Origin of the sequence: Enterococcus mundtii (assembly GCF_002947535.1) — a bacterium.
Taxonomy (GTDB): Bacteria; Bacillota; Bacilli; order Lactobacillales; family Enterococcaceae; genus Enterococcus_B; species Enterococcus_B mundtii_B.
This window is the reverse complement of record NZ_PUAP01000017.1, coordinates 1-12639: the sequence shown is the minus strand read 5'-3', so window position 1 is coordinate 12639 and position 12639 is coordinate 1. Positions and strand designations below refer to the sequence as shown.

Below are 12639 nucleotides of genomic sequence, written 5' to 3'. Positions count from 1 at the left end.
GGTTTTAGGGGAGAGAGGACTAATGTCCCAGAAACGTCTCATTTATTTTTATGAGTTGTTTCAAACATTACAGTTTTGATTCCTTAGTTAGATGTAAAGAAATGTTATGTAGTTCAAGAAAATTGGCAGTATAAATAAGACTTCAAGTCATTTGTTGTTATGGAATTGACAGAATTTTTAAAATATATAATTTTTTTTGTAAGAATTCTCTATATTTTCAATCAATTTTATTTTATAATGAAAAAATATCATGTAATTTTTAGGAGGAAAACGGATGGAAAATTATCTTAGCCTTTTAGGCGTACTGATTGTTATTCTTGGTTTTGCTTTCAAGTTAGATTCGATCTTGATCGTCATGGTTGCGTTAGTCGTGACCGCATTTACTGGTGGATTAGGTCTTGAAGGTATGCTAGAAACATTAGGTACAAGTTTTGTGAATAACCGAGGAATGGCAATTTTTATTATCATTATGTTAGCAACTGGTACGTTAGAACGCAATGGTCTGAAGGAGTCTGCTGCAACGTTGATCAAACGTTTCAAGAAAGTGTCAGCTGGAATGATCATCGATATTTATGGTGTTTTCCGAATGATCTTTGCAGCTTTCAATGTCAGCTTTGGTGGGGTGGCCGGCTTTGTACGTCCAATCATCATGCCAATGGCGTTAGGTACCGTTGAATCAAAAGGATTAACCGTCAATCCGGAACATGAAGAGGAATTAAAAGGAATGTCTTCAGCGATGGAAAATATTTGTTGGTTCTTTGGTCAAGTACTATTTATCGGTGGGGCAGGTGCTCTATTAGTACAATCCACATTAAAAGACTTGGGCTACGAGGTAACGCTTGGTCAATTGGCATTAGTGCAAATACCAGTCGCAATCACAGCTCTAGTCGTGGCGAGTGTCTATTTCTATTTAAAAGAAAAGAAATTAGCGAAGAAATACTATTCAGGAAAGGAGAAATAAGATGGATTTTTTGACCTTTTTTACAAATTCTGAAGTATTACTAAGTGAAAAATTATTAGAAATCTTATATATCCTGATGGGACTAGTCTTGATCTATACGGGTCTTCGTAATGCCTTTGATAAAAGTAACCCGCATCGATTTGGTTCTGCCTTTTTCTGGACAGTTTTAGGAGTCGTGATTGCTGCTGGACGTTGGATATCTCCAACTTACAATGGAATCTTGATTTTCGCGATGACGATCCCAGCAATCACCAAAAGAGTGAGTAAAGGTGCAAGTCGTTTGCCATCAAAAGAATACATGGAAAAGATGTCAGATAAGTTAGGGATGAAAATCTTTATACCGGCATTGAGTATTGGGATCTTTGCCATTTTATTCGCACTATTCACTGATTTAGGTGCTTTAGTCGGTGTAGGTGTTGGGGTATTTGTAGCGATGTTGATCTTGATGTTCTTTTCAAGAGATAATCGACCAACGACTTTCTTGGATGATGCTTCAGACATGTTAGGTACAGTCGGTCCTTTAAGTATGTTACCGATGCTCTTAGCTTCATTGGGTGCGGTCTTCACGAGTGCAGGCGTTGGTACCGTGATTTCTAGTGCAGTCGGTACGATCGTTCCAGAAGGAAATGTCAATATTGGTATCATCATCTATGCGCTAGGAATGGTTCTATTTACAGTGATCATGGGGAATGCTTTTGCGGCAATCACCGTCATGACAGTCGGAATCGGTGCTCCTTTTGTCTTTAGTCAAGGGGCTAACCCAGCATTGATCGGTATGGTCGCGTTGACATGCGGTTTCTGTGGAACGTTGTTGACACCGATGGCTGCTAACTTCAACGTGGTACCAGTGGCGATGTTAGAAATGAAAGATAAATACGGCGTGATCAAGAATCAACTATTCGTTGCTATATTCATGCTGGTTTTCCAAATCGTGTATATGATTTTATTTAAATAAGTTTATTGATCGAAAAAGAATCAACGATTTCCATAAGATATGGGGAAGATTGATTCTTTTTCTGAACAGCTAAGCGTTTCATTATTGACTGTTTTTTGTTAAAATAGACAGACACTGAGTCACTCTATTTTGAATGACTTAACGTGTTAAATATAATAGTGATGAACAATCAATTTTTGTTGTTTAAATAAATCTTTGAATGATGAAATGAACGATCATTTTATAGAATAATGGAGGAATGAAAAATGAAAGTACTCGTAACTGGTTTTGATCCATTTGGTGGAGATAAAGTAAATCCTGCCTATGAAGCAGTCAAAAAAATGCCGTCTGAAATTGCCGGTGCAGAAATCATCAAATTAGAAGTTCCCACTGTTTTTGGTAAAAGTGGTCAAGTCGTAAAAAAAGCGATCCAAGAACATCAGCCAGAGATCGTGATTTGTGTGGGGCAAGCGGGTGGACGTTCAGCAATTTCTTTTGAACGCGTAGCAATCAATCTAGCTGAAGCGCGTATTGCAGATAATGAAGGTAACCAACCATTTGATACGCCGTTAGAAGCAGACGGCCCAGCTGCTTACTTTACTTCATTACCAATCAAAGCAATGACAAAAAATGTCCACGAACATGGTTTACCAGCATATATTTCTTATACAGCTGGTACGTTTGTTTGCAACGACATCATGTATCGATTGTTACACTTGATCGAAACAGAGTTCCCAACGATTCGTGGAGGCTTTATCCATGTGCCATTCTCACCAGATCAAGTCATCGACCGCCCTGTAGGGACACCGGCAATGTCACTTGATGATATTGCGGCTTCATTGACTTATGCGGTAGAAGCGGCAGTCAACAACAAAGAAGATATTTCAGGTAACGCAGGAACAACTCACTGATAGTTAGCCGAATCGAAGCAAATGGTAGATGAGGTCTAGGACGTTAGGCATCTTGTGCCCATACAAACAGATAAATGGTGTTCCAGAAGCTAACCTCCAACAGTAAGATCAAGACACTGCTGTCACAGCCGCAGCTTCACGTATGAAAAAAGCGAAAAGCCGAAAATAGCTCACATTATTTTCGGCTTTTTTGTTGCTCTTTGAACGTATTTATTTTTACTCTCTTTATTTAGAAAGGCAGGTGAAAGGTATGAATGAAAGTTGGCAAGCAATTTTTGACGAATGGTTCCCAAAAGAAATCAAGCAACACTACCCAATAAAAATCTCCAAACAATATACAAGTAGCCAACGATGGGAAATCTATGAGCGATTGACGAAACAACAACGAATCGTCATTGATCAACATCGTCGTTATTTGATCCACTCGCGTTTTTTGGAAGAAAACTATTTAGCAGCAACGGATTGGATTTTTTCTGACTTTAAGATCAATCCATTTTATCGCACATCACGCAGACAACAAAAACTTTATTGTGAATGTGGCCGTGAACTGAAAGTCCAATATATCGTTCGTTCACCTAAAACGGGTAAGGAATTAAAACTAGGAATCAATCATTTTGCAGAACACTTGCACGTTAGTCCAACAGTTGCCGCGTCGATCAATCAGGGAATGACTAAAGTGGATCTAGCGCTGGATGAGATCCTTTGGCTGAAACAACAAAATATTGCCTTTCCTGAACGACTCTGGCAAGAATATTGTCTAATGTTGTATCATAATCGCCGGCTGAAACAACCGATTTTACCAGATAAAAAGCGAACTACACGAATCGCCGAATTTCGTCATGCCCAGTTACCGATTTATCTGGCAGACTATCAAGCAATGGAAAAGTACATCCAACAAGTTAGCTATCAGGCAAAAGAAAAGCCGAAAAAAATCCTTGAGAAAAAATCATTATTTGAGGATTTTTCAGAAGAGTTGACTAAAGATGTTGAAGCGTTCTTAACTAACTATCAACTATTTCTCCAAAAAGATTGGTCGTCTGTTTCATTGGCAGAGACAAGCCAACCATCTGTCGCTTTTTTTGAAGAGTTTATCGCTAATCTACGAGAAGGATCGAAGAAAGAAGCTGTAGACGTCGACCAACTAGCAAAAGAACAGCGTTTTATCCAACCGCAAATTTATCACTTAGTCTGGCAACACTATCAACGATATGGATTTACGACCGGTTTTTTCGATAGTATTCCTCGTGTGATGAGAAATGGTTTTAAAAAGATTTTACGCAAAGAACGCGAAGAAAAACAGCAAGCTACAACAAAAACTGTGACAGAAACTGAATGGCAAGAACTTGCAAAGAAAATCAAAAAACAATCAGTCGCCTCTTTGATCCAAGAATATGAACAAGCAGACTATGTATTTACTTCAGAACAACAGCTTGCATTAAAAAAGTTCCAAGAATTGGAATCAGTGATACAAACGATGGATGAAGACATTAGAATGTTGCTCAAGGATTTGATTTAGTTGACTCGAACCGCTGAGAGAATCTTGGTATGACGATACCTAGAAATAAGCGAGAAAAGTCCCATCCTATTTTGGGTGACTTTCTCGCTTTAGTAAGAGGTTTGAAAAATAAACCAATTTCTAGTACAAGTTTATTTATTGTTTTCCATCAAGAAACATGGTGCGAAAAATATTCTGTCTCCATTCGTTGCATTCGCGCTCTTTCTTTTTTGTTGTACCAAGGGGAGACAGTAAAGGCTAATAAGTCATTGATCAAGTAAACAGAGCTATTGATAAACATAGCTAAACTAGCAGATCCATGGGTATAGGAAACATACCATAAGACCATTTGTGCAAGACCAGAAGCAAGCCACCAATAATATTGATTGTTGTAGCGAAGGAAGCTAATGATACCAGCAGAAAGACTGATTGAAAAAGCAATGGCATCGATCCAAGGACGAGGATCATCTGTGTACGTACCAATCAAGTAACCTGAGACCAAGTAAACGAAAACAGTCCCGGTCAATGCAATCAACCAACTTTTTCCACTAAATTCTCGAATTTTAGAAGCCATATTATGATTCCATTCTTTACTTAATAAAACTGGGATATCCAATGTGACCATATAGGCAATTTGCTCGCCGATACTCAAGTAGTTTTTGGCAGAAAAACCGACGATGATAAAACAAATCGCAGAGAGAATTCCTAGAATACCGTTGACTGATTTGGCGGCATTGATTGATAAAATGCACAACACCCCCAGATTTGTCCCGATAAAGGTAATGATCGACAACCAAGTGATCGGCTGATTCACAAGAGTCATGACTTGGCAGCCTAAACTAAAATAGAATAGATAATAATTTTGTTGAGGCCAGCCTTTTAATTGATGGAACAAAAATCTGAAATAATTACGCATAAATAAAAACTCCTTTAAACACAATATATAGTGTTCGATTATTTTTAGAGACACAAATTATTGTATTCCTTTAAAAAAATATTTCTAGTCTTTCATTTTAAAAAAATATGTGTTATTATTCGATTTGATTGTTTTCTGAAAAACATTTACTTTCCAAACGACGAAAAGCAGGCGGCCACTTGATGTGGTCCCTGTTTTTTTGTGTAGCGGGAGAAAAATCTTTGCTATGTCTAAAACTATTGATAAGATAAAGGAAACAAAAAGATTGGAAGTGTGAGAATGAATTTAACAACGGTTCATCATGTTGCGATCATTGTGTCAGATTATCAAAAGTCACGTGCTTTTTATGTTGATTTATTAGGTTTTGAAGTTATCCGTGAAAATTATCGTGAAGACCGTGACGATTATAAGTTAGATTTAAAACTAGGGGATATGGAGCTTGAGATTTTCGGTATCAAAGATGCACCTAAAAGACCGAGTTATCCAGAAGCTTGTGGTTTGAGGCACTTAGCGTTCAAAGTGGAACAAATCGAAGAAACAGTCGCGGAATTACAAGAATTGGGTATTGAAACTGAACCGATCCGTATTGATACCTTTACAGGTGAAAAAATGACTTTCTTTTTTGATCCAGACGGGTTGCCGTTAGAATTACACGAATAAAAGTAACAACTTTGTCACTTTTTCTTCCGTTCATTCGATTTTTTTCTTTTCTATTTCTTGTTATTCTAGAAAAAAACGAGGAGAGAGTGGAATGAAAAAAATAATCATTGCAGCATCGATTGCTATCATTGTTAGCTTAGCGGCTTCGTTAGGACTATTGGATGCAAACTTTTCTTTTGATGACATCAGTGACCAAGAATATCAAATCTCATTGCAAAAGGCAGTAGCTATTTTGCGAGATGAGTACCATGAAGAGAAAGTCAGCCGTATCCAGTTCAACCAAGTAAATGAAGAACAAAGTAATAAAAAGATGTATGAATATATTTTTCATACGCCCAATCGAGTGATCACGGTGAACCCAATCTCAGGAAAGACGATGGTTGTTGAGGAAAGCCGACAAGAACTAGGGCAATTGTTTCACTTGAAAGCAATCCATCAAGTGAAACATCCACAGACAGCAATGAAAGAAGCAGTCCATAAATTCGGGAAACATCACGGAAAAGCAAAAAGTTGGGAAATCACGACAAAAAGTGGTCAGTTGTATTATTGTGTAGCCGTAGATGGAACCAATCATTTAGAAGACGTATTGATCAGTGCTTGAAAGAGAAGTGGTTTCACTTCTCTTTTTTTCTAGTTAAGAGTAATCTAAAAGTGTAAAATAAAGAAGGGATTGAGGGAATCATGCAAAAAATGATTTGTCCAAACTGTGGAAAAAAATTCACCTATGAAGAAGTTAACCATATCGTCGAACACGTAAAAAAAGAGATGCCGATCGTTTGCCCTTATTGTCGTTTTGAAGCAAAAACAATCGTTTCGAATGGTTATTTCGTGACACAAAAAATTGAAGATTATTTGAATTAGCTGTTTTGCTCTGAGATTTCATTGTGTTAAAATGAAAAAAAGGAGTGTCAGAAATGATTCGTAATGCAAAAAAAGAAGATGCGGTAGCTATCGCTCCGCTTATTTTAGTTATATTGAAAGATATGGAACTACCGTTTCTTTTAAAGTACGGTGAAGAAAAAACATTGGAGATCTTGGAAGAAGCCATTACAGACCCAGACTATCGCTACAGTTATACAAGAGGGATCGTTGATGAGCGAGAAGGCAAAGTAGCAGGGATCGTTTACGGTTATACAGACGAAGAAGAGCCAATCATCGATCAGCCGTTTGAAAAATATTTACAAAAGCACGGTATCCATGAACCTGTTCAAATGTTTACGGACAAAGAAACGTTTCCTAACGAATGGTACCTAGAGTCGATTTGTGTTGCAGAAGAGTTCAGAGGTCAAGGCATCGGTTCGTCCTTGCTCGAAGCGTTACCAGAAATCGTAAAGAAATATAAACGCCAAGTGATCGGCTTAAGTGTAGATAAAGGAAACCCGAAAGCTCGAAAACTGTATGAACGCCATGGATTCAAAGTAGTAGGGCAACGAACGATCAGTGGACATCTTTATGATCATATGCAAAAGAAAATCGTCTAGTGAATTTTGTTTTGAGATAAATGAATATTTAGAAAAGAAAAGCTGATACGGAATCCGTAAACAGCTTTTTTTATTGGATAGCGTTCTTTTTTAGACTAGCTACTCTTTGATTTGAAAGACTATTTTCAATAGATAGGGTGAACGATTATGATCTCAAAACAACATTTAGTGATTGATCTAATCAATTATTTCGTTTATGTGTTAATTTAATTCTTGTAATAAATATGTTTTTACTAGAAGGGTTTTATATGATAAAAAGTGTATTTAAAACGTTATTTTTATTAGATGTTATATCTTTAGGTATATTTTCTTATCAAACAGAAGTTGTAACAGCGACTGAATCAGTTTCTGAATTTTCTGGTGGTTGGAATTGAAGGAGAAGGTGAATTTGGTAACGCACTAGGTGATGCAAACGTTATGAGCATGTCAAGAGCCTCTAAAGATTTTTATCATAATGCTGGTAATAAAAATATTACCACTCGCCAAAAAACTGGCTGGGCTGAAACCTATTGGCGTAATGTTTATCATTACTCACGTGTTCAAATGAAAACGGCTATAATCAAAGATGTTAGAGTAGATTCAGGAAGAAAGTATGGCAGTTCGTATTCGTATGCAGAAGCGACGGGTGTAAGAGATTTAGTTACTTATACTTATTGGGGTAGCTAATACTTACTAAAATATTTCTGAATATTCTTTAATTGAAGAAGGACAGAAGTGTATCCTTCCAAGATATAAGCGACAAAATCCGAAGATAATTCCCCATATTTTTCGGATTTTGTCGCTTATTTGCAAAGGAGTTATTCTGAAAAACATTTCTTTAACTTTATGGGATTACAGATCCCACGACTTATTGTTAAGCATTTAATAAATGCTTAAATTGTGAGAAGAGGAAAATTATTGAAAAAAAATACTTTTTTTTATGATAAATCTAATATTTTTGATTGCTACTTTGACAAATGCTTTCTCTCTTTTTTATATTTATAATCAAAGTAATCTAGATTTTGTATCGAACAATTTTTCTTCCAAAGACACAGTACGCCTTATCGCAAATCATAATATAGATTCTGAAAATTGGGGAGAATTATTAGGAGATCAAAAGAATATTTTGGTTGTGAAAAATCTCGAAAGTAACTTTTATTTTAAAGCTATATACACAAATTATGATTGGTATCTTCCGCTTGTTGAAGGAAGAAACTTTGCACGTGACGATTTTTATGATGGGGAAAATAGAGCAATTATTGGTGAAGAATTAGCGAAAACACATACAGATACTATACGTATTGAAGAAAAAAACTACAAAATAATTGGTATATTAGATAGCCGTTATGCAAAAAATTTATCAAAAATGGCTTTGATAAACATAAACTCATTAGAAGAAAATCAAACCAATGGTGTCTACCAAGTAAATTCAAACAAGGCAACGATGGAAAAATTAAAAAGTGAGTTGATTAATGATATAACAGCTATTACTTATTCCGATGATACAAAAGCATATAATGCACAAAATTTAGAAAACAATAACCAATTGTTAAGGTATTCATTTCAAGCACTATGTTTGTTAGCTATTGGCATGTGTATCTTGTTCTATCTAGCCTTAACTCAATCGACAAGGTATTTAAAAAAAACGATAGGAATATCGAGAAATACGGTTCTTCTAGAAGAAGTGAAACACTTATTCTTTTTTTGGTTATTTGAGAGTATTCTTGTTCTCGGTGTAGTATATCTCCCCTTCAAACATTCCATTTTTGAATCGGTGACTGATTTTACTGTTAGTTATATTACCAGTCAAAGTTTTATCCTTGGGTGTTCTGTTGCTCTGTTTAGTTCTCTTTTTTTTAGAAATTGGAGGAACATTGATGAAAATAAGTAATCTAACAGTAGAGATTTTCGAATCTATAAAAAGGAAAAAATATTTACTAATCTTTTATACACTGTTCTTGTTGTTTTCATTTTTGACACTTTCGGTTTCAGATGTCATGTTGCAAGAGAATAGTAATGAAGAACATAGGGTGTCAGTTGGTAATACAAAAACATATAAACTTGTAGACACGCTCATTGGGGAAAAAGAGGAAGTTTTTTTGAGGAATCTTCAAAGTGTCAGTTACCTCAATGCCATGTACAAAGAATTATCAGATAGCCAAAAAGGGAAATACCAGGTAGTAAATAGTCAAAGCATCAACTATTTACAAGAAAAGGATTTACCAACTGAGTTTATCGAACATTATGAGCAGATTGCAGGTTCTGTTAGTAACTGGAGTAAAGAAGAGATTCCTTTTAAATCACTACAAATGAACGATCATGCATTGGAACGCTTCGATCTTAGAATAGCAAGTGGACAATCCTTTTCTCATAGTGATTATCAATATAATAGAGATAAAATTCCAGTTATCTTAGGGAATAGTTACTCAGACTATTACACCATAGGAGATAAAATACAGCTATCTTATCTTTTCAAACAGTTTGATGCAGAAGTCATTGGTTTTGTTGAAAAAGGTGAAAGGGTCACTTTTAACGAATACGAAGACTATGTACTAGATCATTATATTATTTTGCCATTTATAGAAAATGCTCCTCAAAAAATCAGTGAAGAAGAATTTTCTTTTTTTCAAAAACATTTTCTAAATGGGGTCAATGGCTACTTTCAAGTTCCAGAATCTTTTTCACAAGAAAAAGTTTACAAGTTAGTAAATGAAATTTCTTCGACATATGAATTGGGAACAGTCGATTTAATAGGTGAATCAGGATTTCATTTATCAGCACTATTATTTATGATTACTAAAAACAATGAATTGCTAAAATTAGTTGTCTCTTTTTCAATGATTATTTTAGTATTGATGACAATAGTTTTTTGTTGTTTAGAAATGTATCGTGATAAAAAAATATATCAATTACATTTGCTGTTTGGGGCGACAAAAAAAGAAATTCGTAATTATATCATGGTAGAAAAAACATTGCTTTTATCCTTTGTTCTATGTGTGAGTTTGACTTTAACCAACTATTTAGGGGGAATTACATTTGTTCTCTTTATTCGTTTACTTTACTTGTCTTTAGTCTTAATTTTTCTATTCTTTTTTTTATCAACTATCATTCTTAGGAAATGGAGAATTACAAATGATTAGTATACAGGATATTTCCCTTAAAATAAGAGATGGTCGGAATAAGAAAGAATTATTTCAACATCTGAATTTGAATATAAACGAGGGACAAAAAATAGCGATCATGGGTAAAAGTGGCAGTGGTAAAACGACGTTACTAAAATTGATTGCTGGACTCATCAAACCGGATACAGGTAATATATTCTTTGAAGATAAGAACCTGAGAGAAATGAGCGCTAACGAAATGAGTGCCAATCGCTTAAATAATATTGGCTTTATTTTTCAGAATAATCCTATGATTGAGAGTAAAAATGTATTTGATAATATTGCTTTACCCTTAAAATATTTAGGAATCGAAAAGAAAATCATCGATCAAAAAGTCCGTGATATTTCTAAAAGCCTAGCTGTTGATGATTTATTATTAGAGAATCCGATTTATCTATCTGGAGGAGAAAAGCAAAGAGTTGGCATTGCTCGAGCGCTTATTACTGAACCTAAGCTTATCTTAGCAGATGAGCCTACAGGTTCTTTAGATGCGGAAACCCAAGCTATGGTTTTGAATATTTTTCAAAAAATTGAATTAACTAGAACTAGTTTTATTATGGTAACACACGATGTTTCCGTAGCGAATATTTGCGATGAAGTATATATGTTACAAGACAAAAAACTTTATATCTCTTGAAAATCTATTGGGATATTCGCAAAAAATGCCAAAAATTAGTATATTTGAAATTTAAAACATCAGAGTCTCCTAGTTCAATAGTAAATAAAAAACGAGTTTGGTTTTGACGATCATGTCAAAATTGGACTCTTTTTTTCATTTTTTTAAATGTGGAATAAATATAAATTCTTTACACTATTTCCCTACAAAAGAGTATACATGACAGTATAATTTTAATTAAAAATATTGAAATCAAGCCCTTCATGTAAAATAAATAATAGATGAAAATTGATAATGAATTGAAAATATACAATAAAGAAAACTTAATAATTTGTTTGTTTCTAGAAAAATTTCAGAAAACTATTTATTTTATTATTTTTTTGGACTATAATAGCAAATGTTTTTATGTTATTAAATTTCATATATTGATGAAAAGAGATGAAATAATGTTTAAGAGTAAGTTTGTGAATCTTTCCCTAATTTCTGTTTTGTTACTCCATTTATTTTTCCCGATCCAAGTAATTGCCGAAACATTTCTTCCGCAAGATCCAGGAAGTGTTTATGATGATTTAACAGGTGATTATGGTATATTGGGGATTGCTTCTCAGTTCCATGTATTCGCAAAAGAGAAGACCACGATCAATGCGCATACAGAGGGAAATGTAGCAACGGGTGTGTTATCCGCCACGAATAATTTCGGCACATCAATCAGTACAGGTGATTTAAATAAAGAGATCAATTATGCACAATCCGTTGAGACGATCATTAGCTCCGCAGAAACTGCGGCTTTTGATAAACGATCGAATAAATTTATTGTGGGATCAAACAATGTGATCACGACGGAAAATGATAAAATAGTTGTCAACGGAACAAGGTTAGATCACTTATCAGTAGATGAGTTCTATCAAGATCGAGAAGATGCTCAATACATTGATTTCAACAAAGAGTTTGAAAATTTAATGCTGACATCAAATATGTTGATGTCTTTAGATCCATTAAAAACTTATACACCAGATGATTTCCCCGATATGAATAATCGTGTGATTGACTGTACAAATCTGGTTGGGGATCAGCCCTATGTCATCAATGTTGCTGCTTCTGTTCTGGCAAAGAACACCCCCTTACGGATCAACAATCCTGAGGGAAAAGTACTTATAATGAATGTTGTAGATGCACCAACTAGTTTTTCTGTACAGTCCCAAATTCAGTATAACAATCGTTCCAATCATCAAACAGAAGATTTTTCTGATGCCAATATTTCTTGGAATTTCGGTAATTTAACAGAAAAACTAGAAATCAATGCGCCTTTCCAAGGAACGATTATTGCACCTTGTGCGGATATTACAGTCAACCAAAGTCAAGATGGAACGATCATAGGAAAAAATGTGATCTTGAATGCCACAACAAATCGTTGGGACCCAAATGAAATTTTTACTGTACCAAATACGCATGATGACACGACGGATACAACAAGTAGCAGTACAGAGTCAAGTACAAGCGAGAGTAGTACAGAACCAAGCACGAG

15 protein-coding genes are annotated in these 12639 nt (G+C 35.0%); 14 read left to right on the top strand and 1 reads right to left on the bottom strand.

The genetic code is table 11. The features are described from left to right. Nucleotides 1-274 precede the first annotated feature (274 nt). From CUS89_RS04800 to CUS89_RS04785, 4 genes are all read left to right on the top strand, one after another. Entirely contained in the window at nucleotides 275-961 is a 687-nt protein-coding gene (locus CUS89_RS04800; protein WP_023520114.1) for a DUF969 domain-containing protein, read from the top strand. A gap of 10 nt (nucleotides 962-971) precedes the next feature. Next, nucleotides 972-1916: a DUF979 domain-containing protein gene (locus CUS89_RS04795; RefSeq protein ID WP_181055314.1), complete on the top strand. Its 945-nt coding sequence runs from the start codon at nucleotides 972-974 to the stop codon at nucleotides 1914-1916. A 245-nt stretch (nucleotides 1917-2161) separates the two neighbouring features. Beyond that, nucleotides 2162-2806: a pyroglutamyl-peptidase I gene (pcp, locus tag CUS89_RS04790; protein ID WP_104871254.1), complete on the top strand. Its 645-nt coding sequence runs from the start codon at nucleotides 2162-2164 to the stop codon at nucleotides 2804-2806. Between the two features lie 250 nt (nucleotides 2807-3056). Further along, nucleotides 3057-4322 (top strand): hypothetical protein, encoded by a 1266-nt coding sequence (locus tag CUS89_RS04785; protein WP_104871253.1) that lies wholly within the window; start codon nucleotides 3057-3059, stop codon nucleotides 4320-4322. Between the two features lie 148 nt (nucleotides 4323-4470). Here the strand turns inward: CUS89_RS04785 and pnuC are convergent, their stop codons facing one another. Further along, nucleotides 4471-5217, bottom strand: a complete 747-nt coding sequence (pnuC, locus tag CUS89_RS04780; protein ID WP_104871252.1) for a nicotinamide riboside transporter PnuC — start codon at nucleotides 5215-5217, stop codon at nucleotides 4471-4473. Between the two features lie 279 nt (nucleotides 5218-5496). Here pnuC and gloA2 point away from each other — a divergent pair, with 279 nt between their 5' ends. From gloA2 to CUS89_RS04735, 10 genes are all read left to right on the top strand, one after another. Next, entirely contained in the window at nucleotides 5497-5877 is a 381-nt protein-coding gene (gloA2, locus tag CUS89_RS04775; protein ID WP_104871251.1) for an SMU1112c/YaeR family gloxylase I-like metalloprotein, read from the top strand. Nucleotides 5878-5968: 91 nt separating this feature from the next. Then, nucleotides 5969-6478: a hypothetical protein gene (locus CUS89_RS04770; protein ID WP_104871250.1), complete on the top strand. Its 510-nt coding sequence runs from the start codon at nucleotides 5969-5971 to the stop codon at nucleotides 6476-6478. Nucleotides 6479-6558: 80 nt separating this feature from the next. Further along, nucleotides 6559-6738, top strand: a complete 180-nt coding sequence (locus CUS89_RS04765) for a hypothetical protein (protein WP_019723704.1) — start codon at nucleotides 6559-6561, stop codon at nucleotides 6736-6738. Between the two features lie 53 nt (nucleotides 6739-6791). After that, nucleotides 6792-7358, top strand: a complete 567-nt coding sequence (locus CUS89_RS04760; RefSeq protein WP_104871249.1) for a GNAT family N-acetyltransferase — start codon at nucleotides 6792-6794, stop codon at nucleotides 7356-7358. Between the two features lie 248 nt (nucleotides 7359-7606). Beyond that, nucleotides 7607-7732 (top strand): hypothetical protein, encoded by a 126-nt coding sequence (locus tag CUS89_RS16325; RefSeq protein WP_258082383.1) that lies wholly within the window; start codon nucleotides 7607-7609, stop codon nucleotides 7730-7732. Nucleotides 7733-7775: 43 nt separating this feature from the next. Then, on the top strand, nucleotides 7776-8024 hold the full coding sequence (locus CUS89_RS04755) for a hypothetical protein (RefSeq protein ID WP_104871248.1): 249 nt from the start codon (nucleotides 7776-7778) through the stop codon (nucleotides 8022-8024). A 283-nt stretch (nucleotides 8025-8307) separates the two neighbouring features. Then, complete coding sequence (locus tag CUS89_RS04750) at nucleotides 8308-9228, top strand: ABC transporter permease (RefSeq protein ID WP_181055310.1); 921 nt, start codon at nucleotides 8308-8310, stop codon at nucleotides 9226-9228. Then, nucleotides 9215-10477 carry a hypothetical protein gene (locus tag CUS89_RS04745; RefSeq protein WP_104871246.1) on the top strand — a complete coding sequence of 421 codons (1263 nt, stop codon included), beginning with the start codon at nucleotides 9215-9217 and terminating at the stop codon, nucleotides 10475-10477. Before CUS89_RS04750 ends, CUS89_RS04745 begins: the two co-directional genes overlap by 14 nt. Continuing rightward, nucleotides 10470-11135, top strand: a complete 666-nt coding sequence (locus CUS89_RS04740; protein ID WP_104871245.1) for an ABC transporter ATP-binding protein — start codon at nucleotides 10470-10472, stop codon at nucleotides 11133-11135. Before CUS89_RS04745 ends, CUS89_RS04740 begins: the two co-directional genes overlap by 8 nt. A gap of 425 nt (nucleotides 11136-11560) precedes the next feature. Continuing rightward, nucleotides 11561-12639: choice-of-anchor A family protein (locus tag CUS89_RS04735; protein WP_146103406.1), on the top strand; the 1079-nt coding region annotated here is incomplete at its 3' end.